General features: G+C 66.1%; 12 protein-coding genes. 9 read left to right on the top strand and 3 right to left on the bottom strand.

Annotated elements, in window-relative coordinates:
- Positions 1 to 2 precede the first annotated feature (2 nt).
- Together gspE and gspD are read right to left on the bottom strand one after the other, a co-directional pair.
- Entirely contained in the window at positions 3 to 1,502 is a 1,500-nt protein-coding gene (gspE, locus tag VXM69_RS19470; RefSeq protein WP_034188197.1) for a type II secretion system ATPase GspE, read from the bottom strand.
- Positions 1,499 to 3,838 (bottom strand): type II secretion system secretin GspD, encoded by a 2,340-nt coding sequence (gspD, locus tag VXM69_RS19475; RefSeq protein WP_367190049.1) that lies wholly within the window; start codon positions 3,836 to 3,838, stop codon positions 1,499 to 1,501. Before gspD ends, gspE begins: the two co-directional genes overlap by 4 nt.
- A 367-nt stretch (positions 3,839 to 4,205) precedes the next feature.
- Here gspD and VXM69_RS19480 point away from each other — a divergent pair, with 367 nt between their 5' ends.
- Both VXM69_RS19480 and VXM69_RS19485 read left to right on the top strand, forming a co-directional pair.
- Positions 4,206 to 4,658 (top strand): lytic transglycosylase domain-containing protein, encoded by a 453-nt coding sequence (locus VXM69_RS19480; RefSeq protein WP_034188195.1) that lies wholly within the window; start codon positions 4,206 to 4,208, stop codon positions 4,656 to 4,658.
- 159 nt (positions 4,659 to 4,817) lie between these two features.
- On the top strand, positions 4,818 to 6,131 hold the full coding sequence (locus tag VXM69_RS19485) for a GTP-binding protein (RefSeq protein WP_069705889.1): 1,314 nt from the start codon (positions 4,818 to 4,820) through the stop codon (positions 6,129 to 6,131).
- A 129-nt stretch (positions 6,132 to 6,260) separates the two neighbouring features.
- On the opposite strand, the gene VXM69_RS19490 is transcribed toward VXM69_RS19485, so the two are convergent.
- On the bottom strand, positions 6,261 to 6,539 hold the full coding sequence (locus VXM69_RS19490; protein ID WP_006401505.1) for an HU family DNA-binding protein: 279 nt from the start codon (positions 6,537 to 6,539) through the stop codon (positions 6,261 to 6,263).
- Between the two features lie 388 nt (positions 6,540 to 6,927).
- Here VXM69_RS19490 and mnmC point away from each other — a divergent pair, with 388 nt between their 5' ends.
- From mnmC to VXM69_RS19525, 7 genes are all read left to right on the top strand, one after another.
- Complete coding sequence (gene mnmC / locus VXM69_RS19495) at positions 6,928 to 8,853, top strand: bifunctional tRNA (5-methylaminomethyl-2-thiouridine)(34)-methyltransferase MnmD/FAD-dependent 5-carboxymethylaminomethyl-2-thiouridine(34) oxidoreductase MnmC (RefSeq protein ID WP_367190050.1); 1,926 nt, start codon at positions 6,928 to 6,930, stop codon at positions 8,851 to 8,853.
- A gap of 671 nt (positions 8,854 to 9,524) precedes the next feature.
- Positions 9,525 to 10,739: a cation:proton antiporter gene (locus VXM69_RS19500; protein ID WP_034188193.1), complete on the top strand. Its 1,215-nt coding sequence runs from the start codon at positions 9,525 to 9,527 to the stop codon at positions 10,737 to 10,739.
- A 14-nt stretch (positions 10,740 to 10,753) separates the two neighbouring features.
- Positions 10,754 to 11,869, top strand: a complete 1,116-nt coding sequence (locus VXM69_RS19505) for a YbdK family carboxylate-amine ligase (protein WP_034188192.1) — start codon at positions 10,754 to 10,756, stop codon at positions 11,867 to 11,869.
- Positions 11,870 to 12,376: 507 nt separating this feature from the next.
- Entirely contained in the window at positions 12,377 to 13,015 is a 639-nt protein-coding gene (locus VXM69_RS19510; RefSeq protein ID WP_034188191.1) for a MarR family winged helix-turn-helix transcriptional regulator, read from the top strand.
- 28 nt (positions 13,016 to 13,043) lie between these two features.
- Positions 13,044 to 13,754, top strand: a complete 711-nt coding sequence (locus tag VXM69_RS19515) for a glutamine amidotransferase (protein ID WP_059559551.1) — start codon at positions 13,044 to 13,046, stop codon at positions 13,752 to 13,754.
- Positions 13,755 to 13,967: 213 nt separating this feature from the next.
- Entirely contained in the window at positions 13,968 to 15,080 is a 1,113-nt protein-coding gene (locus VXM69_RS19520; protein ID WP_367190051.1) for an NADH:flavin oxidoreductase/NADH oxidase, read from the top strand.
- Positions 15,081 to 15,259: 179 nt separating this feature from the next.
- Positions 15,260 to 15,790 carry an SET domain-containing protein-lysine N-methyltransferase gene (locus tag VXM69_RS19525; protein WP_034188189.1) on the top strand — a complete coding sequence of 177 codons (531 nt, stop codon included), beginning with the start codon at positions 15,260 to 15,262 and terminating at the stop codon, positions 15,788 to 15,790.
- The last annotated feature ends 56 nt before the right edge of the window (positions 15,791 to 15,846 follow it).

A 15,846-nucleotide genomic window follows, 5' to 3' on the forward strand; every position in this document is an offset into this window, starting at 1 on the left:
CGCTATGCGCCTCCCGTCACGCGCAGCACTTCCTCGAGCGACGTCGCGCCTGACGCGAGCCAGCGCTCGGCGTCGTCGCGCAGCGTGCGCATTCCTTCCGCGCGGCCGGCGGCGAGAATCTCGGCATCGGCCGCGTTGCGATGGATCAGCGAGCGGATCGATTCGTCGACCAGCAGCAGTTCGTATACGCCGCGCCGGCCCGCGTAACCCGAATGCCCGCACTTGTCGCAGCCGACCGGATGCCACACGGTGCGGCCGTCCTCGTGCCGCTCTTCCTTGCAGACGGGGCAGAGCTGGCGCACGAGACGCTGCGCGAGCACGCCGAGCAGCGACGACGCGAGCAGGTAGGGCTCGACGCCCATGTCGGTCAGGCGCGTGACGGCGGACGCCGCATCGTTCGTGTGCAGCGTCGCGAGCACCAGGTGGCCCGTCAGCGATGCCTGCACCGCGATCTGCGCGGTTTCGAGGTCGCGGATTTCGCCGATCATGATCACGTCCGGGTCCTGGCGCAGGATCGAGCGCAGCGCACGGGCAAAGGTCATCCCGATCCGCTCGTTCACCTGCGTCTGGCCGATGCCGCCGAGGTCGTATTCGATCGGGTCCTCGACGGTCATGATGTTGGTCGTCGCGGTTTCGAGCCGCGACATCGACGCATACAGCGTGGTCGTCTTGCCCGAGCCGGTCGGCCCCGTGACGAGCACGATGCCGTGCGGGCGGGCGATCAGCTTGTCGAACTGCACGAGCGTGTCGCGGCCCATCCCGAGTGCCTCGAGGTTCAGGCGCTGCGCATCCTTTTCCAGCAGACGCAGCACCGCGCGCTCGCCGTGCCCGGTCGGCAGCGTCGACACGCGCACGTCGACCGGCCGGCCGCCGACGCGCAGCGTGATGCGGCCGTCCTGCGGCAGGCGTTTCTCCGCGATGTCGAGCTGCGCCATGATCTTGATCCGCGAGATCAGCGCGCCGTGCAGCGCCTTCTTCGGGCGGACGACGTCGCGCAGCGTGCCGTCGACGCGAAAGCGCACGACCGACGCGTTCTCGAACGGCTCGATGTGGATGTCCGACGCCTGTTCGCGCGCCGCTTGCGTGAGCAGCGCGTTGATCATCCGGATGATCGGCGCGTCGTCTTCCGACTCGAGCAGATCCTCGACTTCGGGGATGTCCTGCATCAGCCGCGACAGGTCGACTTCGCCTTCGACCTCGCCGACCACCTGCGCGGCGCTGCCGTCCTGGCGCGCATAGGCCTGGTTGATCGCCTGCGCGAGCTCGTCGGCCGGCACGTGGTGCACGGCAATCGAGCCGAAGTTGCGCGCGATCTCCGCGAGCGCGGCATCGCTCGTGCGTTCGCTGATCCACACCTCGAGCGTGTCGTCGAGCTGGTGCGCGATCAGCACCTGGCCGCTTTTCGCGAAGCCGTACGGCAACAGCCGCGCGGCGAGCGGCGACGGCGGCTGGCGTTCGCCCGGCGCGCCGTCGTGGGCGGAAGACGCGAGCACGTCGCTCACTGCGAGGCTCCCGGCGTGGCGGTCAGCGGCTGTTGCGGCACCGCCTGCTGCGGCACGCTCTGCGGCTGCGCGGGCGTCGCCTCGGGCAACGGCTGGGCCGGCACCGGCACCACCTGGCGCTGTACCTGCTGGCGACGCATCTTGTCGAGATCGAACAGGTTGCCCGCGGCCGTGCCGCCCTGGCTCGGGCCGATCGGCATCGGCGGGACGACCGGATCGTCCTTGTCGCGGATCACGTTGTTGTCCGACTTGTACGCGCCCGTCACGCCCTGGATATAGTCGTAACGATTGGCCGTGACTTCCTGCGCGGTGCTGCGATCGGAAATGATGACCGGGCGCAGGAACACCATCAGGTTGGTTTTCGCGCGCACCTTCGATTCGGAACGGAACAGCTGGCCGATCCACGGGATGTCGCCGAGCAGCGGCACCTTGCTGTTCGACACCTGGTAGTTGTCCTGCATCAAGCCGCCGAGCACAATGATCTCGCCGTTGTCGGCCAGGATCGTCGACTGGATCGAGCGTTTCGTGAAGGTCGGGCCGGTCTGCGCGTTGGTGGTGCCGCTGACGACCGCCGAATCCTCGGTATAGAGCTGCAGCTTCAGGATCCCGCCGTCGGTGATCTGCGGCTTCACGTGCAGCGTCAGGCCGACGTCGCGGCGGTCGTACGTATTGAACGCATTGCTCGTCGTGCCGCTCGTCAGGTTCGAATACGAACCCGTCGCGATCGGCACGTTCTGTCCGACGACGATCTTCGCTTCCTCGTTGTCGAGCGTGATCAGGTTCGGCGTCGACAGCACGTTCGCGTCGCTCACGCCCGCGAAATACTGCAGCAGCGCGCCGAGCCCCTGCACGCCGAACATGTTGTGCAGCCAGCCGATGTTGAGCCCTTGGGACAACTGCCCGAGATTGGAGGCCAGGCCGCCGCCGGTGATCCCGCCGGCGGCGTTGGTCAAACCGCCGGCCGTCAGGTTGACGATGCTGTTGCCCAGGCCCAGCCCGGGGTTCAGGTTCGTGCCGCCGAGAAACTGGCCGCTCGCCACCTGCCACTGGATGCCGAGGTTGCCCTGCGTCGTCGAGTTCAGCTCGACGATCAGCGCTTCGATGTAGACCTGCGCACGCCGCGCGTCGAGCTGGTCGATCACCGAGCGCAGGTTGCGGTAAACCGGATCGGACGCGGTGATGATCAGCGAGTTGGTCGCCGCGTCGGCCTGGATCATCCCGCCCGGCTGGTTGTCGTCGCCCTTGTCCTTGTCGCCGCCGAGCAGGCCGCCCGTGCCGAGACCGCCGCCGCCGGACGAGCCGCCGTACGACGAGGACGAAGACGAACCGCCGAGGCCGCCCGACGGCAGCGGCGGGGTACCGGACGTGCCGGTCGAGAAGTTGCCGCTCGACGACGAGCCGCCGTTCTGGTTGAAGCTGTTCGCGTCGTTGGACGAAGCGGACGAGCCGCTGTCGTTGCCGCCCTTGCCGAGCATCCCGCGCAGCGTCTTCGCGAGCTTCACCGCATCCGCGTTGCGCAGCGGCACGACGTGCATGTTGCCGGGCACCGCGCTCGGCGCGTCGAGCTGCTGCACGAGGCGCTTCGCGGCCGCGAGGCGCGAGGCGTTCGACGCACGCAGCAGCAATGCATTGGTCCGCGGGTCGGCCGTGACCGACACCTTCAGCGTGGCGTCGCTGTTGCCGATCGCGCCCGGATCGAGCATTTTCTGCAGCTGCGCGGCAAGGTCGATCGCGTTCGCGTTGCGCAGCGGCACGACCTGCACCTGCGCGCCCGCGGCGCTGTCGATGCCGGAGATGATCTGCGCGATGCGGCGCACGTTGTCCGCATAGTCGGTCACGACGATCGTGTTGTTCGCCGGGTAGGCCGTCACCGTGTTGTTCGGCGAGATCAGCGGGCGCAGCACGGGCAGCAGGTTGTTCGCCGATTCGTTGTGCAGCTCGAACACCTGCGTGATCACCTGGTCGCCGCGGGCCTGCGGCACATTGCCGACATAGGTCGGCACGCCCTGCAGCTTCGCGTCGGCTTCCGGCACGACCTTCAGCACGCCGTGATCCTGCACGAGCGCGAAGCCCTGCATGCGCAGCGCCGACTGCAGCGTCTTCAGCGCCTGGTCTTCCGGTACCGGCCGTTCGGCCACGAGGTTGAGCTGCCCCTTCACGCGGGGGTCGACGATGATGGTCTTGCCGGTCGCGGCGCCGATCGCTTTCGCGACCTGGTCGATATCCGCATTCACGAAATTGAGCGTGACCTGAGCGTAGGCGGCCTGCGAGACGATGATGCCGGCGACGAGGAGGGTCGTGGCAATGCGCCGCATAACGAAGCGATTTCTTGTCATGGATGAATGGGTCGATGCCGGCTCAGGCCACTTCCGGCGGTAGTGCTGGGATCCAAGTCCGAAAGAGGCGACATTAGCAGTTTTTCATGTCCGAAATATCACATTGATCCGAGGACTGTCTCACATACGACAGGGATCCGGCGAATCGTATGCAATATGTAAGGATGGGGCGGCCCGCCGCATGTCGGCCATCGCCCCCGATTCGCGACGAACCGACATGAAAATGCGGTATAACCGGGCTGCCGTATTCCTGCATGTCGCAATCTGACGGTCTGCCGGTATGATACGGTCGGCGCGTTTCTCGTCGCACTAATAACAGGCACGGGTTTTCCCCGACCTTCGCGCAATTCCTTTTCGTTTTCGCACGATGAACAGACGACGGTTCGCTTCGATCGCGTTGATCGCCGCTGGCGCGTGGTTCGCCAGCGCAAACGCTCGTGCGGATTGTTTCGACGAAGCGGCCAGATACCAGCAGGTCAATCCGCTGATCCTGCGCGCGATCGCGTGGCAGGAATCGCGCAACCGCCCCGGCGCGCTGAACAAGAATACGAACGGCTCGGTCGACTACGGCCTGATGCAGATCAATTCGATTCACCTGCCCGCGCTGTCGCGCTACGGCATCGGCCGCGACACGCTGATGGAACCGTGCAAGAACGTCTACATCGCCGCGTGGCATCTGAAGCAGAAGATGAACCGTTACGGCAACACGTGGCAGGCCGTCGGCGCCTATCATTCGGAAACCCCGTCGCTGCGCGACAAGTATGCGCGGCAGATCGCCGGCATCCTGTCGCAGTGGAAGCTGCTGCCGCCCGTGCAATGACGTGGCGCCGCGTCGCGGCCCGACCCGGTGCCGGCCGGCCGGCGCCCGTTTGATGCACAATGCGGATCTCGCGCCGCAACTTCGCCCGTCCGCGGGCCGATCGCGCCCCGGAAGGGCGCCGCGGCCGCTTTTTCATCTTTTCCGTTGGTGCATATCATCATGAATCCGGCAATGAACCAGCCGTTGCCCGTCACCGTGCTGTCCGGCTTCCTCGGCGCCGGCAAGACCACGTTGCTCAATCACGTCCTCGCGAACCGCGCGGGCCTGAAAGTCGCGGTGATCGTCAACGATCTCGCGGCGGTCAACATCGATGCGTCGCTCGTGCGCGATGCGCAGGCGCTGTCGCACGTCGAGGAACGCCTCGTCGAAATGTCGAACGGCTGCATCTGCTGCACGCTGCGCGACGACCTGCTCGTCGAAATCCGCAACCTTGCATCCGAAGGCCGCTTCGACGCGATCATGATCGAATCGACCGGTATCGCGGAGCCGATGCCGATCGCCGAAACGTTCACGTTCGTCGACGACGACGGGACGTCGCTGTCGTCGATCGCGCGGCTCGACACGCTCGTCACCGTGGTCGACGCCTACAACTTCCTGCGCGACTACGGCTCCGACGACGCGCTCGCGACGCGCGGCATCGCCGCGTCGGAAGACGACGACCGCACGCTCGTCGAGCTGCTGATCGAGCAGATCGAATTCTGCGACGTGCTGGTGATCAACAAGGCGGACCTCGTCGGCGCCGACGATCTCGCCCGCCTGCAGCACATTCTCGCGCGGCTCAATCCGCGCGCGCACCAGGTCGTGTCGACGTTCGGCAACGTGCCGCTCGACGAAGTGCTGAACACGGGCCGCTTCGATTTCGACGAAGCGGCGAACGCACCGGGCTGGCTCGCATCGCTCGATCACGATCACACGCAGTGCGACGACCCCGACTGCCATGACGCACATCATGCGCACGTGCACGGCGAAGCCGACGAATTCGGCATCGGTAATTTTGTTTACCGCGCGCGCCGGCCGTTTCACCCGGCCCGCCTCTGGGCGCTGCTGCATCAGGAGTGGCCGGGCGTGCTGCGCAGCAAGGGCTTCTTCTGGCTCGCGACGCGCAACGACATCGCCGGTTCGCTGTCGCAGGCTGGCGGCGTCTGCCGACATGGGCCGGCCGGGCTGTGGTGGGCCGCGCAGGATCGCGCGGAATGGCCGGACGATGACGAACTGCTCGGCGAAATCCGCGCCGAATGGCTGGGCGATCTCGACGATCGCGCGGTCGGCGATCGCCGGCAGGAACTGGTGCTGATCGGCATCGCGCTCGACGCCGATGCGTGGCGCGCGAAACTCGACGCGTGCCTGCTGACCGATGCGGAGTTCGCGGTCGGCGCGGCGGGTTGGGTCGCGTTCGACGATCCGTTCCCGGCATGGGACGTCGATTCGCACGACGACGACGATCACGGCAACACGCAGATCGTGCACGACTGACCGCGTCGTAACGGCTTGTAAAAGTAACCGTTAACTTTTGCAAGAGCGGCGCGGACTGTGGCGAAAATGCCGCGCGCGCCCAACAAAAAACCCGCCGAAAGGCGGGTTTTTCTTGGAACAGGCGCTGGTTTAACGCTTGTTGACGGCGTCCTTGAACGCCTTGCCAGCCGTGAACTTGACCGTCTTGGCTGCCGGGATCTTGATGGTTTCGCCCGTCTTCGGGTTGCGGCCCGTACGTGCTGCGCGCTTGCCCGAACCGAAGCTGCCGAAGCCGATCAGCTGAACCGCATCACCCTTCGACACGGCCTTCTTGATGACTTCGAGCAGCGTGTCCAGCGTTTCGCCGGTTTGAGCCTTGCTGGCGCCCGTTTGGGCGGCGACGGCGTCGATCAGTTCCTGTTTGTTCATTAAGGTTCCTTTATCAGGTTAGGTTGACACGAACAGCGCGAACGCGCCGATTATACGTGCGCGAACCGTGCCGTCGAGAGTCAGACTCCGACGGCACAGCGCCGAATCCTGGCCCGCGCGACGCGCCCTCCGGCTTGCCGGCGGCCACCCCGCGGTACGGCGTTGCTATGATAGCGCAGCGCAAACCCAATAACGACAAGGGTTTCAAAGATTTTCATCGGTATTTCGCCGAATGAATCGTCGATTGCCCGTTTTTTGACCTGCGCCAACCGGACAGGATACGCAGCGCGGTCCGCCCGTGCGCCGCCCCGTTGCCCTTTTCCAACGGCCGGTCGGACGGCTCCGCGCAATCCCTTGCCAGGCTTGGCTGCCACGTTTTTTGTTTCGCATGCCCGACCGACTTGTACCCGCCACGCTCGCGCCTCGCGACGACGGCACGCTCGTCTCGCCCGAGTTCGGCGAGCTCCATCGCAGTGCGTCAGGCGCGCTCGCGCATCACGCGTTCATCGCGGAAAACGGGCTGCCGGCACGCTGGCGACAGCGTCGCACCTTCACGATCGTCGCGACGGAATTCGGCACGGGCGCCGGCTTCCTCGCGACCTGGGCCGCGTGGCGCGACGATCCGTCGCGCTGCGAGCGGCTCCATTTCGTCGCGGTCGAACCGCATCCGTTTTCGCGCGAAGACCTGCGTCGCGCGGTTTCCCATATCGTTGCGAACACAACCATATCAGCGGATGCCGATGCATTGATCGACGCATGGCCGATGCTCGTGCCCGGCCTGCACCGGCTCGAATTCGACGAAGGGCGCGTGGTGCTCACGCTCGCCTTCGGCGATACGGCCGACATGCTGAAGAAGCTGGTCGTGCGGGCCGACGCGTTCTATCTCGACGGCGCCGCGTCATCGACCGACGTGATCCGCGCGCTCGCGAAGATGGCTGGCGACGCCGCGACGTTTGCAACGCGTGCACGTTCCGACGAGATGAAGCACGCACTCGGCGAAACAGGTTTCATTTTTCGCGAAGTCGACGATCGGCTCGTCGGCGAATATGCGCCGCGCTGGCGCGCGCGCCGGCATGAACCGCCGCGCGCGCTGGCGGTTGCCACGCGTCGCGCGCTGGTGATCGGCGCGGGCCTGGCCGGTTGCGCGGTCGTCGAACGCCTGGCCGCGCGCGGCTGGGACGTCACGCTGATCGAGCGGCACGAACGGATCGCGAGCGAAGCATCGGGCAATCCGGCCGGCGTATTCCATCCGCTGATGACGCGCGACGACAACGTCGCGAGCCGCCTCACGCGCAGCGGCTTCCTGCACGCGATCGCACGCTGGCGCGCACTCGAACGCGCGGGTCATGCGTTCGCGCGCAGCACGCACGGCATGATTCATCTCGCCGAATCGGCCGACGACTTCGCGCGGATGCGCGACGCATTCGACGCGTTCGGCGCGCCGTCCGACTATGTGACGCTGCTCGATGCCGACGCCGCGCGTGCGCATCTGAACCTGCCGGTCGCACATGGCGGCCTGCTGTTTCCGCACGGCGGCGCCGTCTGGCCGGCCGCGCTGTGCGCGGCGCAGTACGCGGCGGCTGGCGAGCGCGTACGCCTGCTTGCCTCCACCGGCGTCGCGCGGCTCGAGCGGCACGGCGATGCATGGCACGCGCTCGACGATACGGGTGCGACGCTCGCCGAAGCGCCCGTCGTCGTGCTCGCGAACGCGGGTGACGCCGCGCGTCTTGCCGGGCTGCAGCATGTCGCGCTGCAGCCGGTACGCGGCCAGCTCACGCTGCTGCCGCCGGGCACCGCGGCGCCGCTGCCGTGCCCGACGATCGGCGACGGATATGCGGTGCCGCTCGACGACGGCACGCTGCTGATCGGCGCCACGTTCGAGCCCGACGACGTCGATCCGGCGCTGCGCGCGGCCGGTCACGTTGAAAACCTCGATCGTGTGCGGCACCTGCTGCCCGGCCTGATCGGCGAGCTGCCGGATCCCGCCACGCTGCGCGGCCGCGTCGCATTCCGCTGGGTCGTCGGGGACCGCCTGCCGCTCTTCGGCCCGCTGGCCGACGAAACGCGAGCGCTCGCGAACGCCCGCGCGCTGGGCGGTGCGCAGGCACGCGATTTGCCGCGTACGCCCGGCCTCTACGGCGCATTCGGCTTCGGCTCGCGCGGCCTCGTGTGGGCCGCGCTCGGCGCCGAACTGATCGCATCGCAACTCGAAGGCGAACCCTGGCCGCTCGAGCGCGAACTCGCCGACGCCGTCGACCCCGCACGCTTCCTGATCCGCGCACTGCGCGCACGCCGCGTCGGCTCCGCCGGCTGACCGGCACGCGAATCGCGCACAGTCTCCCGATTTTTTCGCGCAAGGTTATCCACGCCACGCTGTGGATAACCGCGCGGAATCCGCACGCACTTCGTGTGTAATCACAGTGGACGTAAACTGGGCAACTCCGCACAGCTGTGCAACGGCCCGAAAGTTGCTCAACTCAAACGACTGTGCACGAACAGCCTGTGCAACCGGTTATGGTTTCGCCAACGCCTTGATCCGTCAGCGTAAACCGAAGTTATCCACAGAACTGTGCGTCCTTTGTTAACTTCTACTACGTATATATACAAGTAAACCTTTGAAACCAAAGACCTGTGGTGCCGCACAGCGCCGCGAGTCGATTCAATCGGTTCCGGAACGAAAAAGCTGTGGCACAATCGGTTTCCTTCGCGTTCGTCCGGCCAGGCGCCGGACATGCTTCAATGGAACGGTCCGCACGATTTCGAATCTGAATCTTCGAGACTGCGCAGTCCGTTCACACATCAGGCCGACAATCCAGATCGGCAACCTGAACGACGTTCCGCCCTGTGGCGGAACAGGCGGATCCCATGTCCCGCCGCCGTCGACCACAACAATCACATTCGGGGCGATACCCAGCCGGCGCGCATCCATTTCTGACGCTTGACCCCGCGTCGCTGGCGGTTGCTTCCAAAGGAGAAGTCACCACGATGAAGTCGGCGTTCTCATTCCTGCCCAACTGGCCGCTCGCGCCGGATGCCGTGTTCTGGGCCGGGCTCGCGTTGTTCGCGGCCGGCCTGTGCGGCGAGCTGTGCTACCGCGCGTGGCGTCTGCCGCGCATCACCGGTTATGCGGTGATCGGTCTCATTGCCGGTTCGTTCGGATTCGGCGTGATCGATACCAGCACCGACGAAACGTCGCGGCTGCTGATGGATGTCGCGCTCGGCCTGCTGCTGTTCGAACTCGGCAGCCGCCTCGACCTGCGCTGGATCCGGCGCAATCCGTGGCTCGTCGCGTCGAGCCTCGCCGAAGCCACGCTGACGTTCGTGCTCGTGCTGTTCGTGATGCTCGCGCTCGGCGTGTCGGGGATGGTCGCGCTCGTGCTGTCGGCGATCGCGATCGCGACGTCGCCGTCGATGGTGATCCAGCTCAAGACCGAACTGCGCGCGGAAGGGCAGGTGTCGCAACGACTCATCACGCTCACCGCGCTCAACAGCGTGTACGCGATCGTGCTGACCAAGCTCGTGACGAGCTGGCTTCACCAGGAAGCGTACGGCAACGTGTTCGCGACGATCCTGCAACCCGTGTACCTGATCGCCGGCTCGTTCATCGTCGCGTATCTCGTCGCGCGTTCGTGCAACTACCTGTTCCGCCACATGACCGCGACGATGCGCGACGAGCATTCGTTCGTCGCGCTGTTCGGGCTCGTGATGCTCGCGATCGCGGTCGCACAGGCGTTGAAGCTGTCGACGCTGCTCACGCTGCTGCTCGCCGGCATCATCGTGAAGAACCTCGAGGCGCGGCCGCAGCTGTGGCCCGAGCATTTCGGCACGGCCGGCTGGCTGCTGACGGTGGTCCTGTTCGTGCTGACGCTCACGTCGTTCACGTGGGGCGACATCGCGCTCGGCGGGCTGCTCGCGATCGTGCTGATCGTCACGCGGCTCGTCGCGAAGCTGGCCGGCGTCGTTGCGTTCGCGAAACCGAGCGGCCTCGGGATGAAGCAGGGCATTGCGCTCGGCATCGCGCTGACGCCGATGTCCGCGCTGTCGTACCTGCTCGTCGACGACACGTACCAGCTCTACCCGAATTTCGACCCGCACCTGCGCGCGATCGTGATGTGCTCGATCGTGATCCTGCAGCTCGTGAGCCCGTTCGTTGTCTACCGCTGCCTGTCGGCGGTCGGCGAACGCAGCGACAGCAACTGATTCCGGAACCTGCCATGGCACTCGAAACCTTCGTCAATTCCGAACCGTTCACGTTCGGCGTCGAACTGGAGATCCAGGTCGTCAACACGCACAACTACGACCTGACCAAGGCGGCATCCGACCTGATGCGCCTGATCCAGGGCGAGACCTTTCCGGGCAACATCACGCCGGAAATCACCGAGAGCATGATCGAGCTGTCGACCGGCATCTGCCATTCGCACGAGCAGGCCGTCAGCGAGCTGCATGCGATCCGCGACGTGCTCGTGAAGGCGGCCGACCAGCTCAACGTCGGGTTGGCCGGCGGCGGCACGCATGCGTTCCAGCAATGGAGCGACCGGCAGATCTACGACGCGCCGCGCTTCCAGTACATCTCCGAGCTGTACGGCTATCTGGCGAAGCAGTTCACGGTGTTCGGCCAGCACGTGCACATCGGCTGTCCCGATGCGGACAGCGCGCTGTTCCTGCTGCACTCGATGTCGCGCTTCATTCCGCACTTCATCGCACTGTCCGCGTCGTCGCCGTTCGTGCAGAACGTCGACACGGGCTTCCATTCGGCACGCCTGAATTCGGTGTTCGCGTTCCCGCTGTCGGGCCGCGCGCCGTTCGTGCTGACCTGGGACAGCTTCGAGGAGTACTTCACGAAGATGGTGAACACGGGCGTCGTCAACTCGATGAAGGATTTCTACTGGGACATCCGCCCGAAGCCCGGCTTCGGCACGATCGAGGTGCGCGTGATGGACACGCCGCTGTCGGTCGACCGCGCCGCGGCGATCGCCTGCTACATCCAGACGCTCGCGCGCTACCTGCTGACCGACCGGCCGCTGAAGCTGTCGGAGGACGACTACCTCGTCTACACGTTCAACCGTTTCGAAGCGTGCCGCTTCGGGCTCGAGGGCACGTGCGTGAATCCTCAGACGGGTGAACGCCGCACGATCGCGGAAGACATTCTCGACACGCTCGACCGGATCGCGCCGCATGCGGCCGCGCTCGGCTCGCGCGCGGCGCTCGACGAGATCGGCGCGCTCGCGAAAGCCCGCGTGAACGACGCATCGTGGTTGAGAACCGTTTTCAAACAGGAAAAATCGCTGAACGAGACGGTCCGGCAGCAGTGCTTACGTTGGCGTGAGTGAAAAAATGTTTTGCAGATTGCAGGCTCGACCGCGTCGCGATTCGCTGAATGACGGTTGGCGCCATGTCCGGCCGAAATCGGTGCCGGTCGTCCTGAAAATCTGTGGATAACCTAATATTCCGCTGCAAAGTCAATGATCTGTGCGCGGGATAACCCGGTGGATCAATGCCATTCGACCGATGGCCGATCCGAACAGGAAAATGCTGGCGCGCCCCGTTGCGCGGGCGCGCGGCATTGCGGGCACAACGAAAAATTTCAGTTATCCAGTGATTTTCCACAGAATGCAGGGGATAACTTAGCTGTGCGATTTTCCGCTCTCGCTTAGAATGTCGGCTTTGCGGACACCGGAACGGCGTGTGTCATTCCGGTCGCCGCGAACGCGACCGCCGCGTGTGCCTCGTGACGGCCGTGATGACGCACTCGAGAGAGCGCGTTTGTTTTGAGATAGACATTCGATCTCCACACTACGGCCGCTCGGCAATCCGGGCGGCGGCAAAGCGAAAAGACTATGAGCGAAGGCGTTTACGGGAACCAGGCTTCGGGACGTGTGACCCACAGCCTGCTGCGGTTGAGCACGGCCATGCGGAGCCAGGCATGGGATTGGGCGGAAGGCGCTGGCCTCACGCCGACGCAGGGCGAGATTCTCGTGCTGCTGCTGCAGCGCAAGGGCCCGATGCGGCTCGGCGAGATCGCGCGCGAGACGCAGCTCACCGCGGCGACCACGAGCGATGCGGTCAGCACGCTCGAGACGAAGGGGCTCGTCGAGAAGCGCCGTGCGCTGGACGACGGCCGTGCACTGGCCGTGCGCCTGTCGGCGCGTGGCCGTACGGCCGCGAAGAAGGCGCTGCAATGGCCTGAATTCCTGACGAAAGCCGTCGGCAAGCTCGGCGCGGACGAGCAGGGCACGCTGTACCGCGCGCTGCTGAAGACGCTGCGCGAGCTGCAGGTGGCCGGTGCGACGCCGCCGCAGCGCATGTGCCTGACGTGCGCGCATTTCCAGCCGGGCAAGTTGTCGAAGAAGACCGTGCATCACTGCGCGGCGCTCGACATCTCGATGTCGGACAGCGATCTGCGTCTCGACTGCTCGGTGCAGGAAGAAGCCGACGCGGCGACGCAGAAGAAGACCTGGAAGATTTTCGCAGGCTGACGTCCGTCGATCGACCGGGAGGCCGATGATGAACGCTGAAGTCGTGGCGATCCGCCATGTGCATTTCGAGGATCTCGGGAGCTTCGAGCAGGTGCTCGGCGAACGGGGGAGGCGGGTGCGTTATGTCGACGTCGGATCGTCGCGGGTCGAGGTGCTCAACGTGCTGGAGCCGTCGCTGTTGGTCGTGCTCGGCGGGCCGATCAGCGTGTACGACGATGCGCAGTATCCGTCGATCGCGCCGCTCCTGGCGCTCGTCCGGCAGCGCATCGACGCGGGGCTGCCGATCCTCGGCATCTGCCTCGGCGCGCAGTTCATCGCGCGGGCGCTCGGCGCACGTGTCTATCCGGCCGCGCAGCACGAACTCGGCTGGGCGCCGCTGGCGCTCACCGATGCCGGCCGCGCGTCGCCGCTGCGTCACCTCGATGGCGCGGCGACGTCGATGCTCCATTGGCACGGCGATACGTTCGACCTGCCGGGCGGGGCAATCCATCTCGCGTCGACACCGGCGTGCCGCCACCAGGCATTCGCGTGGGGGCAGCACGTGCTGGCGCTGCAATGCCACCCGGAAATCCGTACCGACCGCTTCGAACCCTGGCTGATCGCGAACGCCGGTGAAATCGCGGCGACGCCCGGCATCGACGCGCGCCGGTTGCGTGCCGATACGGTGCAGCACGGCCCCGTGCTCGAAACGGCCGCGCGGCGCATGTTCGCGGAGTGGCTCGACAGCGTCGGGCTATAGCGCCGCGGGCGGCTCCGCCCGCCGCGAAGGTCTGGCCCGGCCCGCATCCGTCGCAGGCCGGCGCATTGCCGTATGCCCTGCATTTTCCGCATCGCCGGCACGCTGTTGCCGGCCGTACCTGACCATCCGCTTACTGCCGGTTGCGCCGTCTGCACGCTTCCAGCCTGCGTGCTACGCTCGTCCGCTCTTTCCCTTTCCTGGCGAGCGGCTTCCATGACTGCGCTGTTTTCTCCGTTCACGCTGCGCGGCGTGACCCTTCCGAACCGGATCGTGATCTCCCCGATGTGCCAGTACTCGGCCGAACGCGGCGAAGCGACCGACTGGCACATGATTCACCTCGGCCATCTCGCGCTGTCGGGCGCCGGGCTGCTCTGCATCGAGGCGACCGCGGTCGAACCCGACGGGCGCATCACGCACGCCGACCTCGGCCTCTGGGACGACGTGACCGAAGCCGCGCTGAAACCGGTACTGGCCGCGATCCGCAAGCATTCGCCGGTGCGCATCGCGATGCAGTTGTCGCATGCGGGACGCAAGGCGTCGAGCGCGGTGCCGTGGGAGGGCGGGCAACTGGTATCGGTCGCCGACGGCGGCTGGTTGCCGCACGGCCCGTCGGCCGTGCCGCACAAGGACAGCGAGACGCCGCCGCTCGCGCTCGATGCCGCGGGCCTGAACCGCATCCGCGAGGCCTTCGCCGCGTCGGCGAAGCGTGCGGCGCGGCTCGGCATCGACGCGATCGAAGTGCATGCGGCGCATGGCTACCTGCTGCACCAGTTTCTGTCGCCGCTCGCGAACCGGCGTACCGACGAATACGGCGGCTCGCTCGAAAACCGGATGCGTTTTCCGCTCGAGATCTTCGAGATCGTGCGTGCCGCGTTTCCGGAGGACCGGCCGGTCGGCGTACGCGTGTCCGCGACCGACTGGGTCGAAGGCGGCTGGGAGCTCGACGATACGATCGCGTTCGCCCACGCGCTGAAACAGCGCGGCTGCGACTGGATCGACGTGTCGTCCGGCGGCGTGTCGCCGCTGCAGAAGATCCCGCTGTCGCCCGGTTATCAGGTGCCGTTCGCGCAGGCGGTGAAGCGCGCGGTCGGCATGCCGACGATAGCGGTGGGCCTGATCAACGAGCCCGAGCATGCGAACCGGTTGATCGAGGCCGGCGATGCCGACCTCGTCGCGATGGCGCGCGCGATGCTGTACGACCCGCGCTGGCCGTGGCACGCGGCGGCCGAGCTCGGCGCGCAGGTGACGGCGCCGCCGCAATACTGGCGTTCGCAGCCGCGCGAGCACAAGGCGTTGTTCGGCGACATCGCATTCGGCCAGCGTTGAGCATCCCGCATGCAATATTGCGTGCGATGTTGAACGAAGCAATCGTGAACGTGTAGGATGCGGGTGATCCGCCGCATGCCCCGACGCGGCACCACCCGGTGCCGCGTTTTCGTTTGGCGCGACGCCGGGCCGCGATCGCGGCCGCTTCCATTCAAGTCGTCTTCACAAGGATTCGTTCGATGAGTTCACGCAGGATCGCGGTGCGCCGCTCGGGAGTACACGGCAAGGGCGTGTTCGCCGTGGCGCCGATCAAGGCCGGCGAGCGCGTAGTGGAATACAAGGGCGAGCGAATCTCGTGGAAGGAAGCGCTGCGCCGCCACCCGCACGACCCGAGCGAGCCGAACCATACGTTCTACTTCGCACTCGACGAAGGCGGCGTGATCGACGGCAAGATCGACGGCAACAGCGCGCGCTGGATCAACCATTCGTGCGCGCCGAACTGCGAGGCCGAGGAAGTCAAAGGGCGCGTGTTCATTCACGCGCTGCGCGACATCGGGCCGGAAGAGGAGCTGTTCTACGACTACGGCCTCGTGATCGATGCGAAGCTGACGAAGAAGCTCAAGCGCGAATACGCGTGCCACTGCGGCGCGGTGTCATGTCGCGGCACGCTGCTCGCGACGTCGGACGAAGGCGGGAAGAAGAAAAAGAAGAAGGACAGGAAGGACGGCAAGTCCGAGTCGAAGCCGAAGGACAAGAAGAGCAAGAAGTAAGACAGGCGGCGGCGCACCTAGCGCCGCCGCTGTCGTTCGGGCCTCGGGGCGGCGAG

Origin of the sequence: Burkholderia sp. Ed8 (assembly GCF_040761425.1) — a bacterium.
Taxonomy (GTDB): Bacteria; Pseudomonadota; Gammaproteobacteria; order Burkholderiales; family Burkholderiaceae; genus Burkholderia; species Burkholderia seminalis.

What these genes read in the sequence shown, in the direction of transcription:
- VXM69_RS19480 (WP_034188195.1), top strand. Translation starts at nt 4,206, where the DNA reads ATGAACAGACGACGGTTCGCTTCGATCGCGTTGATCGCCGCTGGCGCG.
- VXM69_RS19505 (WP_034188192.1), top strand. Translation starts at nt 10,754, where the DNA reads ATGGCACTCGAAACCTTCGTCAATTCCGAACCGTTCACGTTCGGCGTC.
- VXM69_RS19525 (WP_034188189.1), top strand. Translation starts at nt 15,260, where the DNA reads ATGAGTTCACGCAGGATCGCGGTGCGCCGCTCGGGAGTACACGGCAAG.
- gspD (WP_367190049.1), bottom strand. Translation starts at nt 3,838, where the DNA reads ATGACAAGAAATCGCTTCGTTATGCGGCGCATTGCCACGACCCTCCTC.
- VXM69_RS19515 (WP_059559551.1), top strand. Translation starts at nt 13,044, where the DNA reads ATGAACGCTGAAGTCGTGGCGATCCGCCATGTGCATTTCGAGGATCTC.
- VXM69_RS19510 (WP_034188191.1), top strand. Translation starts at nt 12,377, where the DNA reads ATGAGCGAAGGCGTTTACGGGAACCAGGCTTCGGGACGTGTGACCCAC.
- VXM69_RS19520 (WP_367190051.1), top strand. Translation starts at nt 13,968, where the DNA reads ATGACTGCGCTGTTTTCTCCGTTCACGCTGCGCGGCGTGACCCTTCCG.
- mnmC (WP_367190050.1), top strand. Translation starts at nt 6,928, where the DNA reads ATGCCCGACCGACTTGTACCCGCCACGCTCGCGCCTCGCGACGACGGC.
- VXM69_RS19490 (WP_006401505.1), bottom strand. Translation starts at nt 6,539, where the DNA reads ATGAACAAACAGGAACTGATCGACGCCGTCGCCGCCCAAACGGGCGCC.
- VXM69_RS19500 (WP_034188193.1), top strand. Translation starts at nt 9,525, where the DNA reads ATGAAGTCGGCGTTCTCATTCCTGCCCAACTGGCCGCTCGCGCCGGAT.
- VXM69_RS19485 (WP_069705889.1), top strand. Translation starts at nt 4,818, where the DNA reads ATGAATCCGGCAATGAACCAGCCGTTGCCCGTCACCGTGCTGTCCGGC.